This is a genomic window from Candidatus Krumholzibacteriia bacterium (assembly GCA_030748535.1).
In the GTDB taxonomy this organism is placed as follows: domain Bacteria; phylum Krumholzibacteriota; class Krumholzibacteriia; order JACNKJ01; family JACNKJ01; genus JASMLU01.
Window position 1 is genome coordinate 1 of sequence record JASMLU010000011.1, and the last position, 18,407, is coordinate 18,407.

General features: G+C 58.1%; 16 protein-coding genes. 9 read left to right on the top strand and 7 right to left on the bottom strand.

Annotation, left to right across the window (positions count from 1 at the left end; translation table 11 throughout):
* Positions 1-147: 147 nt before the first annotated feature.
* Genes QGH30_08400 through QGH30_08415 form a run of 4 tightly spaced genes read right to left on the bottom strand, consistent with a single transcriptional unit; the run spans position 148 to position 3,290 of the window.
* Entirely contained in the window at positions 148-1,116 is a 969-nt protein-coding gene (locus tag QGH30_08400; protein MDP7022357.1) for a lysylphosphatidylglycerol synthase transmembrane domain-containing protein, read from the bottom strand.
* Positions 1,113-2,261, bottom strand: coding sequence for a UDP-N-acetylglucosamine 2-epimerase (non-hydrolyzing) (wecB, locus tag QGH30_08405; protein MDP7022358.1), 1,149 nt, complete (start codon positions 2,259-2,261; stop codon positions 1,113-1,115). The genes QGH30_08400 and wecB overlap by 4 nt, the downstream gene beginning before the upstream one ends.
* On the bottom strand, positions 2,258-2,689 hold the full coding sequence (locus QGH30_08410; GenBank protein ID MDP7022359.1) for a YkgJ family cysteine cluster protein: 432 nt from the start codon (positions 2,687-2,689) through the stop codon (positions 2,258-2,260). The genes wecB and QGH30_08410 overlap by 4 nt, the downstream gene beginning before the upstream one ends.
* 16 nt (positions 2,690-2,705) lie before the next feature.
* Positions 2,706-3,290, bottom strand: a complete 585-nt coding sequence (locus QGH30_08415) for a hypothetical protein (GenBank protein MDP7022360.1) — start codon at positions 3,288-3,290, stop codon at positions 2,706-2,708.
* A 219-nt stretch (positions 3,291-3,509) separates the two neighbouring features.
* On the opposite strand from QGH30_08415, the gene QGH30_08420 reads away from it, so the two are divergent.
* From QGH30_08420 to QGH30_08460, 9 genes are all read left to right on the top strand, one after another.
* On the top strand, positions 3,510-4,556 hold the full coding sequence (locus QGH30_08420) for a GDSL-type esterase/lipase family protein (GenBank protein MDP7022361.1): 1,047 nt from the start codon (positions 3,510-3,512) through the stop codon (positions 4,554-4,556).
* A complete protein-coding gene (locus QGH30_08425; GenBank protein ID MDP7022362.1) occupies positions 4,553-5,119 on the top strand; it encodes a hypothetical protein in 567 nt (188 codons plus the stop codon). Before QGH30_08420 ends, QGH30_08425 begins: the two co-directional genes overlap by 4 nt.
* 129 nt (positions 5,120-5,248) lie before the next feature.
* The gene (locus QGH30_08430; protein ID MDP7022363.1) at positions 5,249-7,021 is read left to right on the top strand and encodes a GDSL-type esterase/lipase family protein; all 1,773 of its coding nucleotides are present in this window, start codon (positions 5,249-5,251) and stop codon (positions 7,019-7,021) included.
* Between the two features lie 114 nt (positions 7,022-7,135).
* Positions 7,136-8,239 carry a pyruvate dehydrogenase (acetyl-transferring) E1 component subunit alpha gene (gene pdhA / locus QGH30_08435; protein ID MDP7022364.1) on the top strand — a complete coding sequence of 368 codons (1,104 nt, stop codon included), beginning with the start codon at positions 7,136-7,138 and terminating at the stop codon, positions 8,237-8,239.
* Positions 8,232-9,209 (top strand): alpha-ketoacid dehydrogenase subunit beta, encoded by a 978-nt coding sequence (locus tag QGH30_08440; protein ID MDP7022365.1) that lies wholly within the window; start codon positions 8,232-8,234, stop codon positions 9,207-9,209. The genes pdhA and QGH30_08440 overlap by 8 nt, the downstream gene beginning before the upstream one ends.
* An 8-nt stretch (positions 9,210-9,217) precedes the next feature.
* The gene (locus tag QGH30_08445) at positions 9,218-10,447 is read left to right on the top strand and encodes a dihydrolipoamide acetyltransferase family protein (GenBank protein MDP7022366.1); all 1,230 of its coding nucleotides are present in this window, start codon (positions 9,218-9,220) and stop codon (positions 10,445-10,447) included.
* Between the two features lie 7 nt (positions 10,448-10,454).
* Positions 10,455-11,864, top strand: coding sequence for a dihydrolipoyl dehydrogenase (gene lpdA, locus QGH30_08450; GenBank protein ID MDP7022367.1), 1,410 nt, complete (start codon positions 10,455-10,457; stop codon positions 11,862-11,864).
* The gene (locus tag QGH30_08455) at positions 11,861-12,502 is read left to right on the top strand and encodes a hypothetical protein (GenBank protein ID MDP7022368.1); all 642 of its coding nucleotides are present in this window, start codon (positions 11,861-11,863) and stop codon (positions 12,500-12,502) included. Before lpdA ends, QGH30_08455 begins: the two co-directional genes overlap by 4 nt.
* Positions 12,503-12,522: 20 nt before the next feature.
* Positions 12,523-12,867 (top strand): DsrE family protein, encoded by a 345-nt coding sequence (locus tag QGH30_08460; GenBank protein MDP7022369.1) that lies wholly within the window; start codon positions 12,523-12,525, stop codon positions 12,865-12,867.
* 21 nt (positions 12,868-12,888) lie between these two features.
* On the opposite strand, the gene QGH30_08465 is transcribed toward QGH30_08460, so the two are convergent.
* The 3 genes from QGH30_08465 to QGH30_08475 all read right to left on the bottom strand — a co-directional run bounded on the left by QGH30_08465 (position 12,889) and on the right by QGH30_08475 (position 18,096).
* A complete protein-coding gene (locus QGH30_08465; protein ID MDP7022370.1) occupies positions 12,889-13,236 on the bottom strand; it encodes a hypothetical protein in 348 nt (115 codons plus the stop codon).
* 15 nt (positions 13,237-13,251) lie between these two features.
* A complete protein-coding gene (locus tag QGH30_08470; protein ID MDP7022371.1) occupies positions 13,252-14,625 on the bottom strand; it encodes a DASS family sodium-coupled anion symporter in 1,374 nt (457 codons plus the stop codon).
* Positions 14,626-14,721: 96 nt separating this feature from the next.
* Positions 14,722-18,096, bottom strand: coding sequence for a S41 family peptidase (locus QGH30_08475; GenBank protein MDP7022372.1), 3,375 nt, complete (start codon positions 18,094-18,096; stop codon positions 14,722-14,724).
* Positions 18,097-18,407: the final 311 nt, after the last annotated feature.

Below are 18,407 nucleotides of genomic sequence, written 5' to 3' on the forward strand. Positions count from 1 at the left end.
GGCCAGGGGCCTTGGAAGTGCTGGTGGTATCGGCACTTGTGGTTCGGGCAGAAGGGTGGTTGCCAGCGGGGATCCTGTAGTGATAGCTTCTCCATGTCCTACAGAGGGCAGGAAGAAGGCCAGATACATTCTCAGAGGCACAACCTTTTATTCAGACTCCACGCCATCCTTTTCGAATTCTCTCCAGAGACCGGAGCCCCGATTCCAACGCCTGGAGAGCCAGAGCAGAGCCAGAAGACCGACCAGCACGGCAAACCAGAGCGTTGCCAGACGAATCAGGAGCGTGGCGGCGGCGGCCATTGCGGGATCCAGACCGCCGACTCCTCCCAGAAGAAGGGCCATGCTGCCTTCAGCCGCTCCCAACCCCCCCGGAAGAAAGGACAGGGCTCCCGCAAGAGTGGAAAGGGAAAAGACAAAGACCGAATCTCCCAGAGAGAGGAAGCCACCGAGAGATTGAAGGGAAAAAACCAGAGCCCAGCATTGCCAGAACCAGGCCAGGGCACTGAAGAGAACCATGGGAAGCAGGCGGGAAAGGGTAAGAAGCCCCCGAGTTCCGGAGAGCACCTGGGCCACGCGATCACCCGTCTTTCCGAAGAGCCGGGGCAGCAGTCGCTGCAGCCAGGGGGAAAAGGCAAGCAGATAGATCAGGGTGAGAAAGAGGAAGGCCAGTAGCCAGGTCGCTCCCCAGCCGCTACCGATCACTCCCAGTGAAGCCAGCACCAGCAATCCTCCCATATCCGTGTAGCGCTCGGCGATCACGACAGGGATGACCTTCGACACCGCTTCGCCTTTCACCTCCCGCACAAGCCAGGCCTTGAAGATCTCGCCCATCTTGCCAGGAGTGACCGTAAAGACAAAACCGCTGAGGAAAATCCCCACACTGTCGGCAAAGCGAATCCGGACGCCAATCGCGCGCAGGAAGAACTCCCACTTGAAGTAGCGAAAGACAAAGTGCAGGAGGCTGAGACCCAGAATCAGGGGAAGCCAGGCCAGGTTCATGGATCGAAGTGCGCTGGCGGTTTTGCCGAAATCAGAAAGCAGGGAAAGAGCGATCATGACGAGCAATCCGAAAGACAGACCAAGCCAGAGAGTGGTTCTCAGGCGGCGCTTTTTCACCAGGAGTCCCCCTGCTCGGGAGAAAAGGCATCCGGTCGAGCTTCCCGGTAAAAATGATGTGCCAGCATGGCTTCAATGCGAGCAGCAGCCCGACCATCGCCGTAGGGATTCTGTGCCTCGCTCATAAGCCGGTGATGGGAATCATCGCTGAGAATCTTCCCCGACTCCTCAAGAATCCGCTCCGGATCACTGCCTACGAGCTTCACGGTCCCTGCCTTGATGGCCTCGGGCCGCTCAGTGACATCACGCAGAACCAGCACCGGGACTCCCAGCGAGGGGGCCTCTTCCTGGATTCCCCCGCTGTCGGTGAGAATCAGTCGGGCCCGCTTCATCAGGGAAACAAAGCTCGCATAGTCAAGTGGATCGCAAAGCTGGACATTCCCGATTCCCTCCAACTTGTCCGAAGCCGCCTTGCGAACCGAGGGATTGGGATGCACGGGATAGACCACCTGGCACTCCGGGTGGCGGCTTGCCAGTTCTGCAACGGCAGAAAAGATCCTGCCGAGAGGCGTGCCAAAGGACTCCCTGCGATGGGCCGTAAGCAGGATGAGTGGGGAAGAGAGATCCGGAAAATCCGGCAGGTCTTCGCGAGCCGCAGTTTCAAGCAAGGCATCGATGACCGTGTTTCCCGTTACCAGGATCTTCTCCGTCTCGACACCTTCCTGTTTCAGGTTCCAGGCTGCGGTGGAGGTAGGCGCGAAGTGCAGATCCGTGAGCGAGCCGGTCAAACGACGGTTCAGTTCTTCCGGAAAGGGACTGTAGCGCTGTCCGGTGCGAAGACCCGCTTCCACATGGCCGACGGGAATTTTCAGATAGTAGGCGGCAAGAGCGCCGGCAAAGACGGTCGTCGTGTCGCCCTGAACGAGCACCATGTCCGGTTCAGTTACCTCGAAGACCTCCCGCAGCCCGGTCAGCGCGGAAGAAGTCACATCAAACAGATTCTGCCCGGGGCGCATGAGGTTCAGATCGTAGTCCGGCTTCAGATCGAATAGCTGTAACACCTGATCAAGCATCTCCCGGTGCTGAGCCGTTACGACCAGACTTGTCTGCCAGCGCTCCGGATTGCGCCGAAGCCGGGCGATGACTGGAGCCAACTTGATGGCTTCGGGTCGGGTTCCCAGTACAATCGCAATCTTCCGACTCATTTCTTCCTCCTCTGGGGTCTCTTGACGAATTGCCGAGGGAAGCGTTCGCGCAGATAGGCGTCCACATCCTCCAGGCTTTTCAGTTCCAGTTCGAACTCCCCGTCCAGAAAAAAGTCGCACTCGCCAAAGTCATGGTTCTGGCAAACCGAGGGTCGCTTCTCGTAGATCTTGCAGGAAAAGTCTTCGTTGAGATGTTCGCAGGGGCTGTCGAAGGCCACGTACCATCCCTCGTCGTCCTTGAAAATCCAGATGCCCTTGTGCGCGCAGTACCAGCGGATGTTCTCGAAGTCCTCAAACTCCTCGGGCTCGTCGATCTCGACGGCCACATAGGTGCAGCACTGCCCTTTGCAGGCACGGCAGATTTCCAGAATCTTCTCGGGATCCCTGCGAATCTCCTTCAGTTCCGCAGGGCCTGGCTTATCGGTCATGGGCATGGTCTTTCGATCAGGGTTCAGGGGGTCGAGGCGGGTCCAGATCCTCGGGAAGATCCATGGGAAAGGGACGCTCCGGCAGGGTCTTCTCTCCGCGAGCCACCTGTTTCCGGTTTCTCGCCACCAGACTCTTCTTCCATTTCAACCGGAACTCTTCGCGTTCCTCTCCCGGACCATAGCTGAAATGATGGCAGTTGTAGAAGATTTCGCAAATGTCTCCGGGGCGAAGATTCTTGCCGAGCTTGCCGTGAAGACAATAGCCCCGGCTTCCATTGCTCATGTCACGCGCCATGCCGGAAAAGAGAAAGTACTGGCAGTTTCCACAGGCCAGAATGCAGCCCTCGTCGAGGGAAAGCTGATCCTGCAATGCGCGAAGGCTGGCATAGTGATCAAAGCCAGAGCCTTCGGCCAACACCTTTTCGCCGATCATGAGAAGAGAGGAAATATCGAAGTTCTTCAGTTCCAGGAGAACCTGTCCCTTGCTCCCGGGAAGCTCGGCCTCGCGACGCTTTTTCATCAGGTAGGGAGAATAGTAGGAGATTCTGCCATCCATCTCCTCGCCCCGAAGCTTGAGGCGAACTGGCTTTTCGCGAATCATCGAGGCAAAACCTCCCGAGCGGGCAAGACGGAGCCGGGTGTCTTATGCACCTTTGCGGAAAAGCTGGCAAGATTTTTCTTCAGGAATCTGCCCCAATACACTGAATGTAGTAGACTTGGAGCTTCGCAACCCAAGATTTGGGGTCCTGGCCGGGAAATTGTTCCTGCGATCTTCCCCTCTCTCGTGTAGTATGCTCGCCGTCCGATTCCAGGAGAGAAAATGAAAGAACGCTGGTTCCGCAAGCACCCTCGCCTGCTCCTCATTCCGGTTGCTGTTTTTGCGGTTCTTGTCGGCATTCTGCTGGCCGAACTCTCCGCCAGAGTCCTCTTTCCCCAGTGGGCACCTGCCCGGGAAGAAAGGGTGAAGTTCTGGAAATACAGCGAACTTCTCGGATGGGAACACCGACCCGGGCAGAACGGGCACTTTGATCATCGGGATTTCTCGGTGGAAGTGTCCATCAATACTCTGGGCATGCGGGATGGCGAAGCAAGCAGGGAAAAAGGAAGTAAAAGACGCCTGCTGGTTCTCGGTGATTCCTTCGCCTGGGGTTTTGGAGTGGAAGAGGAGGAGCGATTCAGCGAGGTTCTGGACCTCTCTCTAGCCGGATGGGAGCTTCTCAACGCAGCGGTCAGCGGATACGGAACGGCACAGGAGCTTCTCTATCTAAAGGAAAGAGGCATGGCCCTGAAGCCGGACGCCCTCTTGCTTCTCTTTTGTGAAAACGATTTTCTCAACAATGTTCGAAGCGAGGAATACTGGCACTATCGCCCAGTCTTTACGCTGGAAAAGGACTCCCTTGAACTGCGAAATGTCCCGGTTCCCCGGGCCAGCCGCCGGCAGAAAGTCGAGCGATTCCTCTGGGGCAAGACCTGGCTTGGCCCGCGACTGGATATGGGAATCTGGAGGCTCAAGCAGTGGCTTCGTGGTAAGCGGGAGATGACTCCGGGCACGAAAGACATCGGGGATTTCAGGGTCACCGGAGAGCTTCTTCTTGCCATACGGGATCGCTGTCATGTGGCGGGCATTCCCTTTCTTCTCGTCAGCATCCCTATGGAGAAAGAAGGGAGAAACTGGCTGCGGGATTTCGCCAGCGAGCAGAACCTGAAGCTCCTGCAACTCGACGAAACCTTTGACAACTCCGGTGAAAACCTGATGCTCCCCCACGACAATCACTGGAATGGCCGAGGGCACGAACTGGCGGCACAGACCATTGCCTCCTGGCTCTCGGAAACCGGAATCCTTGATGGAAAGAAAGAGAGTCCATGAAACGAACGATCCTCCTGCTTCTTCTTTGCGTTTTCTATTCAATTCTGCGTTACCGGTTTTTCGGAGACACCGCTTCTGCGCAGATCCCGGTATTCCTTCTGAACAAGGCCCTCGCTCTTGCCTCCACTCTCTTTCTCTTTCTCGCGGCCCTGAGTTACCGCAAAGAAAACCAAGACGATCTTCGCCACTGGGGAAATGCCTCCCTGCATACCGCCTCCCTTCATGTGCTTCTCTCTCTTGCCGTCTTTTCAAAGACCTACTACCCGAAGCTCTTTGACGGCGGCAGCATGAGCCTGTCCGGAGAGATCATGATTCTCAGCGGTTCGCTTGCGGCCTTCAGTTTCTATTTTCTGAGAAAGGCCTCGGAGAACACCTCCCTGCAACGCTTCCCTCCTCTTCTGGCTTCCCTGTTTTTGGCCATTCATACCCTCTCTCTGGGCTTGAAAGGTTGGATGCCGCCTCAGGATTGGCACGGCTTTCTTCCTCCCATCTCGCTTTGGGGCTTTGTCTTTTCCCTGCTTGCTTCCTTGCTCTTCTGCCCCTGGATTCGCCGGGGAAGATAAACAGGCGCCGGGCCATGTTTCCACATCCGTGGAATCGCGGGATCATCTGTGATAGAATCGGGGTGCGGCCTGGCGAAGAGCCTTGCTCGCGGTAAATGCGATGCCGACAAGGCGTCGAAAGGAATGTCCTTGAAACCCCTGGCCCCCCTTCTCCTTGCCCTCTTGCTTGTCTCTTCGGCAAGTGCAAGCAGTCCCGTGGACCCTGCCGACCCCCACCTTCTCTACACGGGACGATGGGACGACTCGAATGCTTCCGAGCCCTGGTGTTACTGGATGGGCTCATCAATCATCGCCCACTTCGAGGGCAGCAGCCTGGCGATCACCTGCAGTGGCGGGTGGTGGAGCAATTACGACTACCTGCGCGTGATCATCGACGATGATGCGGCCAACTCCAGCAAGATCGCCATCGGAACGAGCATGGCGACCCATGTTCTGGCAACGGGCCTTGGGGACAGCAGCCACAAGGTCGAAATCATCAAGGAAACCGACATGGGTTACTGGCTGGTCGAGGGCTTCGAACTGGACGACGGGAAATCCCTCCTGGCTCCTCCCGAGAGACCCTCGCGACGCATTGAGTTTTACGGGGACTCCAATCTGGCAGGCTATTCTCTGGAGCACGAAGAGAACCACAGCGGCTATCACCTGCGTGGAACTTACCGGGGCTATGCGGGAATCGTATCGCGCATGCTCGATGCCGAGTATACCAATGTTTGCCGTAGCGGGGATCGAATCGCCGAGATTCACAGTGTCTTCGATCAAGTCGACTACTGGTCTCCCACGCCCCTCTGGGACTTCGCCAGATTCCCGCCCGATCTGGTGGTCGTGGGACTGGGTGCCAACGATCTGGGTCGTCCCAAGGTAGCCATCAAGAGCGACTACCACGATTTCCTTGACGACCTTCGCTCAACGCATCCCGAAGCACACATCATGCTCTACAATGGCTGGGGCTGGGACTACAACGAACCTGCCAACTACACTCATGAGGTCATTGAAGAACGGGATGACCCGAACATGTCCTTCGCAATCTTCCCCTGGATCTTCGAACAGTGGCACGGTTGCGAGTACGATCATGCGGGCATGGCCCAGATCCTTGCCGATCATGTCAGCGAGCTGCTGGGCTGGGAACAGGGGCCGCGCGATGTGATGAACGGCTACAGCCTGGGAGGAAATGTCGCCAACGGCGGTTTTGAAGAGGTCGCACCCTTCGGTGGCTATGGCTGGCGTTACCATGCACATCCGGGGGTCGATCGGATCCATGACCCTGCTGGCGCCCGGGACGGGGAGTACTACCTGCGCCTGTCGAGCGGGGCCGCGACTCACCAGCCAGTCCCCGCCAGTGACGGGGACACTTTCACTCTCGAGGCTTGGGTACGCGGCAGCGGGAACATCGCCGCCACGCAGGATTTCCGCGATCAGAAGATGTGGACCAATCCACTGCAAAGTAGCACCGAGGTCTTCCCTCTGACAGAGGAATGGCAGGTAATCTCGATGTCAGCCACGGCCCCGCTCGGTGTCTCATTTCCTGTCTACCACATGCGGCTGTCCTTCATCGTCGGCACCGGGGACACTGCAGACATAGACCTGGTCAGCACAAGCCTTGCCACCGCTGCGCCCGGCAAGCCGGCCTCTTCCCTGAACCTGGCCGTCTGGCCTAACCCCTTCAACCCCCTCGCGGAACTCCGCTTCGACCTTCCGGACGATGGACGCATGAAACTGGAGATTCTGGATGTGAGTGGGCGACTGATCTCGACCCTCCTCAGTGGCCCGATGGCCCGTGGTTCTCACTCCTGCTCCTGGAAAGGGCTCGATGAGCGTGGATCTGCAATGGCCAGCGGACTTTACCTCGCCCGCCTGTCTTTCGGCACTCAGGTGGAGTCAAAGCGCCTTCTGCTGATTCGTTAGGGCTGTGCAGAAACCACCATTCCGGATTTTCAAACCGTGAATTCCCTAAGTCATTGATAATCTTGACATTAGAGCCAATCTACCTTGTTTGTCAGCAGCAAGGAGAGAGGCATAATGCCCCTGAAAGAAATCCAGAAACTGGGCGTATCCCGTCTCCAGATCCTCGATGATTCCGGAGTGGCCGACCCTTCACTCGATCCCGGCCTGCCAGAAGAAGAACTTCTCCGTATCTATCGACACCTCTGTCTGGGTCGTGAAGCCGATGAGCGAATGCTCAAGCTCCAGAGAACCGGGCGCATGGGCACCTTCCCGCCCTGCTCGGGGCAGGAGGCCGTGTCCGTCGGTGCGGCGGCCGCCATTTCGGAGAAAGACTGGTTCGTGGGAGCCTTCCGCGAACTTCCCGGACGCCTGATGCGTGGCCAGGATCTTGTGCAGATCCTGAAGTTCTGGGCCGGCTATGAAGAGGGAAGTTCCTATTCCCTCAAGCATCGAAACCTCCCGGACACCATCGTCATCTCCTCACACATTCCCCAGGCCGTGGGCATCGCCTACTCCATGAAACTCCGGAAGGAAGATAGCGTCGTGCTGAACTTCTTCGGCGATGGAGCGACCAGCGAAGGTGATTTCCACGAAGGGTTGAACTTCGCGGCTGTCTGGAAGTCCCCGGTCGTCTTTGTCATCCAGAACAACGGCTGGGCGATTTCCACCGGGCGCGAAAAACAGACGGCCTCGGAGACCCTTGCCCAGAAAGCCCTGGCCTATGGCATGCCGGGCATCGTGGTCGATGGAAACGATGTCCTTGCTGTCTACTCTGCGGTTCGGGAGGCCGTCGAGCGCGCCAGGCGGGGTGAAGGCCCCACCCTGATCGAGGCACAGACCTACCGGATGAGCCTTCACACCACGGCAGACGATCCCACCCGCTATCGCAAAGAGGAAGACGTGGAGGAATGGCGTGACAAGGATCCACTGAAACGCTTCCGCCTCTATCTGGAAAACCGGGGAATCTGGGATGAGTCCCGGCAGGAAGCTCTCAACGATGAAATCCGGAAGGAAGTCGCCCTTGCGGTCGAGAGTTTCGAGAACAGGGAGTCCGTCCGACCGGATACACCCTTTGACCATGTCCTCGAAAACTCCCACCCCGAACTGGAACGGCAACGGGAAATCTTCCTCCAGAACATTAGTCGCAACTTCCCGGCTGAAGGTGTGGATCATGCCTAAGCTGAATATGGTTCAGGCCATCAATCTCGCCCTTCATCAGGAAATGGAAAGGGACTCCTCGGTGATTCAGCTCGGACAGGACATCGGTCTTAATGGCGGTGTCTTCCGGGTCACCGAAGGGCTTCAGAAAAAGTTCGGCGAGGAGAGGGTCATCGACTCGCCCCTTGCCGAATCCGCCATCGCCGGTGCCTCTATCGGAATGGCGCTTGCCGGGCTTCGGCCAGTGGCCGAAATGCAGTTCTCCGGATTCTCCTATTACGCGCTACAGCAGATGGAAAGCTACGCCGCCCGCTGGCGCTCGCGCAGCCAGGGCGAGTTCACCGTTCCCATGGTGCTTCGCATGCCCTACGGCGGAGGGGTTCACGCTCTGGAGCATCACAGCGAAAGCCGGGAAGCGACCTATGCACACTTCCCGGGCCTGAAGGTGGTCCTGCCTTCGGGTCCCCGGAATGCGCGTGCACTACTGGCCGCCGCAATCCAGGACAATGACCCGGTTGTCTTCATGGAACCGAAGCGAAGCTACCGGGCCTTCCGGGAGGAAGTTCCCGAAGAGCCGGAGACCATGGAAATCGGAAAGGCGCAAATCGTTCAGGAGGGCAGGGACATCACGCTCATTGCCTGGGGAGCGATGATGCGCGAAGCTCTCGCTGCCACAAAGACACTGGAAGAGAGAGGCAAGAGCGTGGAGCTGATTGACCTTCTCAGCGTTTCTCCCCTGGACAGCGATACGATCAGCGATTCAGTTCGCAAAACCGGACGCTGTGTGATCGTCCAGGAGGCCCCGCGAACGCTGGGAGTTTCCAGCGAAATCATTGCAAGAATCAATGACGCCGCCTTACTCTATCTGGAAGCTCCCGTGGGGCGAGTCACCGGCTACGATGTGGTCACCCCGAATTTCGCTCGAGAAAAATACTACCTTCCCAATGCGGGACAGGTCGTCGATCAGGTGGAAAGCACTCTGGCCTTTTAGGAAGCCTTATGTACGAATTCAAACTACCGGATCTGGGAGAAGGGATCCACGAGGGCGAACTCCTGGAGTGGCATGTCCACGAGGGCGACAGCATTCAGGAGGACGACCCTCTGCTTGATGTCGAGACCGACAAGGCGGCCGTCACCATCCCCTCACCGGCCACGGGAACCGTGCTTTCCCTGCAAGGAAATAGGGGCGACACCCTGAGCACGGGTTCCATTATCGCCGTCATCGATGACGGTAAGGGCAAAGACTCAAAGGCGACACCCGCGAAGAAAGAGGCAAAGCCCAAAGAGGCGAAAGCTCCGGCAGGAAGCAGCACTTCTCGAGTAGCGGCGGCTCCGGCAGTTCGTCGCCTGGCAAGGGAGAAAGGCATCGATCTCGGCAAGGTAGCGGGCAGCGGGCCCGGGGGACGCATTCTGGTCAGTGATCTTGAGGTCGGAAAATCAATCCACGAACTGCCGGAAGTGAAGAATGACTTCAGCGGCGGCTCTTCCATTCCCTTCTTCGAAGTGGAGGAACTTCCCGATTTCAGCGAATGGGGAGAGGTGGAGATTGAGCCTCTTCGCTCCATTCGCCGGAAGATCGCCCGCCGCCTGAGCAGTTCCATGATCATCGCCCCCCATGTTGCGCACATGGATGAAGCGGATGTGAGCGAACTGGCGAAGTTTCTCGAAAAGGAAAAAGAGCGGGGGAATCCTTCTTCTCTCACCTTTCTCTCCTTCGTTCTCAAAGCGGCCGCCAATGCGCTGGCGGACTTCCCGGAGATAAACGCCAGCCTGGATCCTCACCGGGAAGCTCTCATCTACAAGAAGTACCGGAATCTCGGCTTTGCCACGGACACAGGCCGGGGTCTTGTCGTGCCTGTGATTCGCGATACAGGGAACCTGAGTGTTCAGGAGATCTCTGCAGAACTTAAAAGGCTTTCCACTCGTGCCCGGGAGGGAAGCATCGAAGTCGGGGAACTTCGGGGCGGCACTTTTTCCGTGACCAATATCGGCGTTCTCGGGGGAACGGGCATGGTTCCGACCATCAACTACCCTGAAGCGGCCATTCTCGGCATGGCAGCTGTCCGCGAAAAGCCGGTCGTCCGGGAGGGAGAGATCGTGGCGCGCAAGGTCATGCCCCTGACTCTGGCCTTCGATCACCGCATCACCGATGGCGCGAACGCAGCTCGCTTCATGAACCGCATCATCGAACAGCTGGAAAGCCCACTCAGGATTTTCCTGGAGGACTAGCATGGTCATGGGTCAACTGAAACAGGAATGCGAACTGGTCGTGATCGGCGCCGGTCCGGGTGGCTATGTTGCGGCACTTCGCGCGGCCGACCTGGGCATGGATGTCACTCTCGTGGAAGCGCAGGACAAGCTCGGGGGAGTCTGCCTCCGGGAAGGCTGCATCCCTTCGAAGACCCTGATCCATGCCGTGGAAGTAGCAGAGTCGGCTCGCAATGCCGAACAGTTCGGTCTGAAGATCGACAAGGTCGAGGTGGATCCCGCGGGGCTTCGCAAATGGACCCGCTCGGTGGTCGACGGCCTCTCCAGCGGAATCGAAGGGCTTCTCAAGAAACGGGGGGTGGAAGTCATTCACGCCTGCGCTCGTTTCGATGGGCACGACAGTCTGGCTCTCGAAGGCGCGGAGGTCTCGGGGATTCGTTTCCAGAATTGCATCATCGCAACGGGAAGCCGCATCAACGAGCTTCCCGCAGGGCAAGACCTCCCTCTCTGGACCTCTGCAGAAGCCCTGCAGGTCCCTGAAATCCCCGATAGCCTGCTCGTTGTCGGTGGCGGCTATATCGGTCTGGAAATGGGCATGATCTACGCAGGACTGGGAAGCAAGGTCACGATGGTGGAGTTCTTTCCCAGTCTTCTTCAGGGAGCAGACCGGGATCTCCTGCAGGTCGTGGTGAATAGTGCAGAGAACCGTTTTGAAGCCATCCACACGGATTCCCGGGTGACTGAAATCGAGAAAACGGAGACGGGTTTCCTTACGAAGATTCTCCATGATGGAGATGAGATTGAGCTGGAAAGTCGGCAGGTTCTCAGCGCCGTCGGACGCAGGCCGAACACGGATCGCCTGAATCTGGAAATGGCCGGTCTTTCCACCGATGAGCAGGGACGCATTCCCGTGGATGAGCAGTGCCGCAGTTCCGTTGCAGGAATCTTCGCCATTGGCGATATCGCCCCGGGTCCCATGCTGGCCCACAAGGCCAGCCGGGAAGCCAAGGTGGCCGCAGAGGCCATTGCGGGGCACTCTTCCTCCTTTGACAACCGCGCCATTCCTGCGGTCGTCTTCACGGAACCGGAACTCGCCTGGGCAGGACTCACGGAGCGGGAGGCAGAGGAAAAAGGCATTACCGTCAAGGTCGGGCGCTTCCCTCTTGCCGCTCTCGGTCGCGCTCGCACGCTTGGACGCAGGGATGGACTTGCCAAGGTCATCTGTGATCCTGAAACCGATCGCGTACTCGGTGTCGGCATGGTCGGCCCTCAGGCCAGTGAACTCATTGCAGAAGGCACCCTGGCCATTGAGATGGGTGCGACTCTGGAAGACCTGATGGTCACGATTCACCCCCACCCCACTCTCTCTGAAGCCCTCTTTGAAGCCGCAGAAGTTGCGGCCGGGCAGGCCATTCACATTCAGGCTCCGAAGAAATGACCTTCACCCAGAAGCCCTGGAATCGCGACGAAGCACTGCTACAGTGCTGCAAGGAGAGCGGGGAGCCGGAAGTGGAAGTCTTCCGCCCCGAAGACCTGAGTCTCGTACTCGGACGGGGAAGCATAGCGGAACTGGAAATCCTCCCGGAAATTGCAAGTCGCGATGGAATTCCCCTGTACCGAAGGATGGGCGGAGGATGTTCCGTGGTACTGGACCCTGGCAATCTCATCCTCTCTCTGGCCATTCCTCTTCCGGGAGTCCTCGGTGTTCGTGACATCTTCGATGCCATTACGAAGTGGGTCATTGAGGGGCTCGATGAACTAGGGATCCCGGAAGTTGAAAAATCCGGAAGCAGCGATCTTTCCCTGAAGGGGAAAAAGGTGGGGGGATCCTGCGTCTACCGCCCCCGGGACTTCTTCTATTATTCGACCACCCTGCTCTTTGCTCCCCCCATTGAAGCTTCGGAGCGTTACCTGACTCATCCGCCCCGAGAGCCGGAGTACCGGGACGGGCGAAGCCATACCGACTTTCTCGGCTCTCTTCCGGGAAACGCAGCAGAAATGCTGCCCCGCCTTCAGGAAGTCTTTCATGCCCCGGCCCTGATGGACTATCTTGCTACCCGACAGATTTCCGGCTAGGGATTCTTCGAAAGGAAGAAATGCCTCTTTCTGACACCGCTATCATCCTGCACAGGGAAGGAATGGGGGTCGCCGACGAGCCGCTTCGCAAGAAACTGCTTTCCACCTACCTGGCCCTTCTCATTGAGAACAACACTCTCCCCGGCGCCATCTGTTTCTACACCGATGCCGTCAAACTGGCCTGCGAAGGCTCGGAGTTTCTCGAAACTCTGGCAGCTCTCGAACAAAAGGGAGTTCACCTGATTCTCTGCAAGACCTGCCTGGACAGCTTCGGCATCTCTGACAAGGTGAGGGTTGGAATCATCGGGGGCATGGGCGACATTCTGGCTGCCCAGACCAAGGCAGGAAAGGTCATCACCCTCTAGAGCAAGCCTTCTGAGCCCAGACTAGCTGGATTCTTCGAACAGATCCTCGAGGTCTTTCTCCTCCGGGGAAGAACTCAGTTCCCGGGCCAGCGCAAGATCCTCGGCAAGGCGGTCCTCAAACTCCCGCTGCCTCTCCCGGGTCAGTGCCCCGGAACTCATTCTCTGTTGCCTCATCTGGCGTAGAAAAGAACGATAGGGATCTTCGCAGGTGTAGCTCTTCAACAGATATCGCGCCACGAAGGCCTCACAGGACGCACACTCCACAAAGATCTGTGGGTCTTCGCCGGGTTTTACAAGCACACGGTTGTTGAGCTTCGCACTCTCACAGACCGGGCAGGATTCCAGTTTTGATTTCGGGCTGAGTACCATTCCAAAACCCCTCTCCTAGTGTGTCCCTCTTTCGAGAAATGGCAAGAGCGGAAACAGGATTCTTCCCGCAAGCAGTGTGAGCGCCACCGACAAGACCGTCACCAGCACCCCGACCTTCGCCATGTCCCGAACCCGAAGAAGATCCGAGCCGAAGGCAATGGCATTGGGAGGCGTGCTGACCGGAAGTGCCATTCCCAGGCTCGCGCAAATCGTCACCATCACCATCAGTTCCACGGGAGCGGCTCCTGCGAGGGTAAAGACCAGGGGAAGCATCAGGTTGGCGGCGGCAGAGTTGCTGATAAAGGTGGCCAGAAGCGCGATGGTGGAAGTGAGAACGAGGGCCAGCACCATCGGCGGAATTGACGAAGGCAAGAGGGATGAAAGCAGGACATCTGCCAGGCCCGTCTCCCGAATGCCCGTTCCCAGGGCAATGCCTCCTCCTACCAGAAAGAGAATGTCCCAGCCAAGATCCCGCAGTTCCTTCTTGTGAAGCAGTCCGCTCGCAGAAAAAAGAAGAACAGGAAGAAGCGCAATCAAGGAGGCGGGAATCCCGTGAATGCCATCGGTGACCCAGAGAAGCACGGTAAGAAGAAAAACCGTGTAGATCAGGCCACGGTGGGCCGTGCGAGGGCCTTCCGGAATGCCCAGATCCAGCTCCATGCTCCCCACGGGAAAGAAAAGTCGCAGGAGAAAGTAGATCAGGATCAAGAGAAGCAGCATCAGGGGAAAGGCCGCGGTCATCCAGGCAAAGAAGCTGAGCGAAAAACCGTTTTCTGAGAGAAGCCCGAGTGCGATGGCATTGGGTGGGGTTCCGACGGGAGTGGCAATACCCCCCACATTGGCAGCAAAGGGAATCGCGAGCAAAAAGGCCTTCGGCAGATTGCTTCCCTCCGGCATTCGGCGAACAAGAGGCAGGATCGCCGCCACCATGATGGCTGTTGTGGCCGTGTTGCTCATCCACATGCTCATCACTGCGGTCAGGAGCATGAAGGCCAGCAGAAGAACCGAGGGTCTGTTTCCCATTCTCCCCAGTACAACCCGAGCCAGTTCCAGATCGAGATTGTGCTTGCTGAAAACCCTGGCCATGACAAAGCCGCCGAAGAGCAGGACTACGACAGGGCTGGAAAAGGGAGCCAAAAAGATGCGGTAGTTACGGGCTTCCAGACCCAGCGGTTCTGCCAGGGCTCCCAAAAGAAGGGCTTCGAGGAAGGCGACCAGAATACCGGTCACATAAAGGGGAATCGGCTCGCTGATCCAGTAGACAAGAGCGAGGGTGAAGAGGCCCGCCATGAGGGACTGCTCCGGGTTCAGCCCGGGCAGAAGGAGTCCTGCAAGAAGAGCCAGGATGGCTCCGAGCAGGAGAAAGAAAATGCGGGACAGAGTGGACATGCCTTCCTTCGCTTCGATGCGAATGCCTTGAAGAAGGAAGAACAGCTTGAGGGGAATTGCAAGAAAAAGCCCCCGGATTGCCGGGGGCCTTGATCATCAGTTCAGTTCCCGTTTTCGATAGGCTTCCCGGCTCCGGTCGGGTGCCGGCCCGAAGTCAGGGCGCAGAGGCGGATGCTTGCGGTGCAGCTTCAGCACTTCCTCAATCGCCCGATCCAGTTGGGGGTCTTCACCCCGGGCCAGATCCTGGGGACGGTTATCCACTTCAATGTCGGGATCCACACCGTGTCCCTCCAGCGACCATCCTCTCTTGGAATCCCACCAGGCAAACTCGGGGCGGGAAAAACCGCCGCCATCGACCAGGCCCATGAAGCCACGGATGCCGATGACTCCGCCCCAGGAGCGTTTGCCGATCACCGGAGCCAGGCCATCCAATTGAACAGCGGCGGGAAAAATGTCGCCATCGCTGCCGGCATGTTCGTTGGTCAGCACGACAAAAGGTCCGTTCAGGACGCGATAGGGATAGGTCATCACGCCGCCACGACGCTGTCGATCCCAACTGATAATGTGGCGCTGAAAGCGTTCCAGAATCAACTGGCTGACAAAGCCGCCGCCGTTCCAGCGGACATCTACGACCATGCCTTCCTTATCCAGTTGCGGATAGAACCACTTGCCGAACTCGGTGAGCCCTCGCATTCCCATGTCGGGAATGTGGATGTAGCCGATCCTGCCCCCGGTCGCTTCTGACACTGCTTCCCGATTCTGGCGAACCCAGTCGAGATAAACCAGACGAGAGTCACTGCGAAGCGTGTGAACAATGACATGGCGGGTCTCTCCACCCAGACTGTCCGCCACGGTCAGCATGACGTCGCGTCCTGCGAGATTATCCAGCGCGGACTCAAAGGGACGATCCAATGGTACTTGCCGAAGATTGACTTCCAGAATGTAGTCACCCTCATCGACCTCCACTCCGGGCACATCCAGGGGAGAGCGTCGCCGGTCCAACTGACCTCCGCGATAGATGTGATCGACACGGAAGGCCTCGCCCTCACGCTGGAGAGTCGCGCCCAGAAGCCCGGTTCCCCGGCGCCGGGCCCTTTGCGGATGATCGCCACCGAAGACATAGGTATGGCCTGTCGAGAGCTCCCCGATCATCTCTGCCAGGATGTCGTTCAGGTCCGAGCGGCTCGCGATACGATCCAGCAGCGGAGCGTACTGATCGTGGACAGCCTGCCAGTCCACGCCCTGCATGCTTTCATCCCAGTAAAAATCCCGCATGACGCGCCAGGTTTCCCGATAGATCTGATGCCACTCCTCTCGCGGGTCGAGTTCGATCTGAAGGCCCGAAACATCCATCATCTCTGCTCCCGGCCCCGGAGGAGCCATACTGTCGACCACCTGAAGCCCGCCCATGATTTTCACAAGAAGGATCTTGTTCTTTTCATTGAGAAGCTGATAACCCCTCACGCCGCGCGCGAAGGTGCTCAGCTCTTCATCCTCAATCTGGTAGCTCTTCAGGTTCAATCCGCCAAAGCTGCCGTGGCCACTTTCGTCGTCGTCTTCTTCCTCATCATCGGGTCTTGCGAGGAAAAAGAGCTTGTCCTTTGAGGCCTGCAAGCCAAAGTAGCGTCCGGGCGGAACCTTCTCGTGCTCGATGTATCGACTCAGGATTCCATCGAAGTCGATCTCCACGGGATCCAGTTTCTCTTCGTCCTCGTCCTTCTCCAGTTCCGCAAGTTCCGTGCTGTCGGCAGGAGCTTCTGTGCCCAGGGAATCGGTCTCGGCCACTTCCAGGGAATCCGTCTCCGCTTCGGCAAGGTCCGTTTCCGTGGAATCGCTCTCCTCCTCTTCCAGGGGAGGAATCCCGTCGTTCTTCAGGAAGGGATTCTCCACATCCTCCCGAAGAAGCAGGGAGTAAGGGCGCTGCCCCGGCTCGATGATGGTCTCGAAGTCCCGACTGCCAATAGTCGGGCGAACCGTGCGGTTGCTCATGAAGTGCAGGTAGTTGCCCTCGGGATCCCAGGTGGGGTTGCTGTCATACGTGAGATTGCTCGTCACCTGATGTGTCGTGGAATCGCTGGTGTCGAAGAGGAAGATCGTTCCGCGGTCGAAATTGTCTGTATGGGTGTAAGCCATCCAGCGCCCGTCAGGACTCCAGCGATAGCTTCGAATCTCGCTGGCGTCTCCATGGGCAATCTTCCAGGGCTCTCCCCCTTCTTCGGGCAGTAGATAAAGCCCGTGGCTGTGGTCGCTGTAGGCCAGCCACTTCCCGTCCGGACTCCAGTCCATGGAGTAGATGTAGCCCTCTTCCCCCGTTTCGCGCAGGGTTTTCAGATCCCCGCGACCCCAGGCATCCGCGCTGAGAATGGCCTCTTCGCCTCCTTCATCACTGACATAGGCCACCCGCTTTCCATCGGGATGAATGTCCATGGCCCGCTCCCTGGCCCCGCTTCCACGGGTCACCGGAAGGGTGACGCCTTCTTCCACGGGAACCGTGAAGATCTCGCCCCGCGCTTCCACGAGAACTCTCTCGGCATCGGGGGCAAGTTCCGCGGAGCGAATGGAAAGGCTGGGGTTCGGGTAGCGACGGCGGGTGAGAATCCTCTCACTGGGCAGCTCCAGCGGAAGGGGAAGCACTTCCCGGGAAGCGGGATCGAATACCTGAAGGTTACCGGCAAGGGTAAACAGAATCCTTCCGTCCGGCGCCTGGGAAGGGCTTCGCGCGTCCCAGTTTCCGAAATCTGTGAGGCGCTGCCGTGCGGAACCATCGGCCCGCATCTTCCAGAGATTGGCCGTGCCCCCCTTGTCGCTCAGAAAAAAGATCCGCCCATTGTGCCACATGGGAAGAAGGTCCATGCCGTCAAAGTCGGTAACCTCATGGTAGTCCTCCCTGTCGGGATTACCGACCCAGATTTCCGGGGCTGTGCCACCCCGGTAACGCTTCCAGGTTCCGCCCCCCCAGGTGCGGGTAAAGGCCCAGAGCCCGGTCTCGGGGTCGACGGCCAGATAGTTGGCACGCCCGAGCGGAAGAAGCTCCGGGTCACCTCCGCTTGCGGAAATCCGGTAGAGATGACTGCTGCGATGAGGGTCGTTCCGATAACTGCGAAAGACCAGGCTTTCCCCGTCCAGGCTCCAGTCCACGAGACGATCCGCGAAAGGATGCCAGGTAATCCGACGCGGCTCGCCGCCTTCGATGGGCATGACAAAGATGTCCTTGTTGCCGTCATACTCGGCGGAGAAGGCCAGTTGCCGTCCGTCAGGACTGATCCGGGGCTGTCCTTCCACCCCGTCGTGACTGGTGATTCTGCGAAGATCGGTCAGGGAGTCTCCCGCAAGACGGGCAAGCCAGAGATCGTCCTCAGCGCGAAAGACCACCCGATCTTTGTGAAGATCTCCTTCGACAACATAGGCGGGCAGGGCAAGGACCGGAATAGCCAGGAAGAGGATCCCGGTCAGAATGAGAGAGGTGCGCATGTTATCCTTTACTGGATGGAGAGGAACGGGAGGCCTACGCAGTTCAAGGTGGCAGGTTTCCGGAGGAATCATAGAAAGATGTAGAGTGCAGAAGCAAGAGCATTCGATTTCAAGAAGGCCCGCCTCAAGCAGCAGAAGAAGGAGAGTCCCCGGCCCGGCCGGGTGTTTCAATTATAGAGACATCTCTCGAATCCGAGAGCCGCTCAAAGCTATGCAGAACCATCAACAACGCAACTCGCTCTATTGCAAGGAGTTAGCTTGCCCCTTCAACTGGCTTGCCTCTTGATAGTAGAAGGCAAACCTGTCAAGGA

Bases quoted from the DNA above. Each gene is read 5' to 3' on its own strand.
- QGH30_08445 (MDP7022366.1), top strand. From the start codon at position 9,218: ATGTACGAATTCAAACTACCGGATCTGGGAGAAGGGATCCACGAGGGC.
- lpdA (MDP7022367.1), top strand. From the start codon at position 10,455: ATGGGTCAACTGAAACAGGAATGCGAACTGGTCGTGATCGGCGCCGGT.
- wecB (MDP7022358.1), bottom strand. From the start codon at position 2,261: ATGAGTCGGAAGATTGCGATTGTACTGGGAACCCGACCCGAAGCCATC.
- QGH30_08465 (MDP7022370.1), bottom strand. From the start codon at position 13,236: ATGGTACTCAGCCCGAAATCAAAACTGGAATCCTGCCCGGTCTGTGAG.
- QGH30_08470 (MDP7022371.1), bottom strand. From the start codon at position 14,625: ATGTCCACTCTGTCCCGCATTTTCTTTCTCCTGCTCGGAGCCATCCTG.
- QGH30_08415 (MDP7022360.1), bottom strand. From the start codon at position 3,290: ATGATTCGCGAAAAGCCAGTTCGCCTCAAGCTTCGGGGCGAGGAGATG.
- QGH30_08460 (MDP7022369.1), top strand. From the start codon at position 12,523: ATGCCTCTTTCTGACACCGCTATCATCCTGCACAGGGAAGGAATGGGG.
- QGH30_08420 (MDP7022361.1), top strand. From the start codon at position 3,510: ATGAAAGAACGCTGGTTCCGCAAGCACCCTCGCCTGCTCCTCATTCCG.
- QGH30_08455 (MDP7022368.1), top strand. From the start codon at position 11,861: ATGACCTTCACCCAGAAGCCCTGGAATCGCGACGAAGCACTGCTACAG.
- pdhA (MDP7022364.1), top strand. From the start codon at position 7,136: ATGCCCCTGAAAGAAATCCAGAAACTGGGCGTATCCCGTCTCCAGATC.
- QGH30_08410 (MDP7022359.1), bottom strand. From the start codon at position 2,689: ATGACCGATAAGCCAGGCCCTGCGGAACTGAAGGAGATTCGCAGGGAT.
- QGH30_08425 (MDP7022362.1), top strand. From the start codon at position 4,553: ATGAAACGAACGATCCTCCTGCTTCTTCTTTGCGTTTTCTATTCAATT.
- QGH30_08440 (MDP7022365.1), top strand. From the start codon at position 8,232: ATGCCTAAGCTGAATATGGTTCAGGCCATCAATCTCGCCCTTCATCAG.
- QGH30_08475 (MDP7022372.1), bottom strand. From the start codon at position 18,096: ATGCGCACCTCTCTCATTCTGACCGGGATCCTCTTCCTGGCTATTCCG.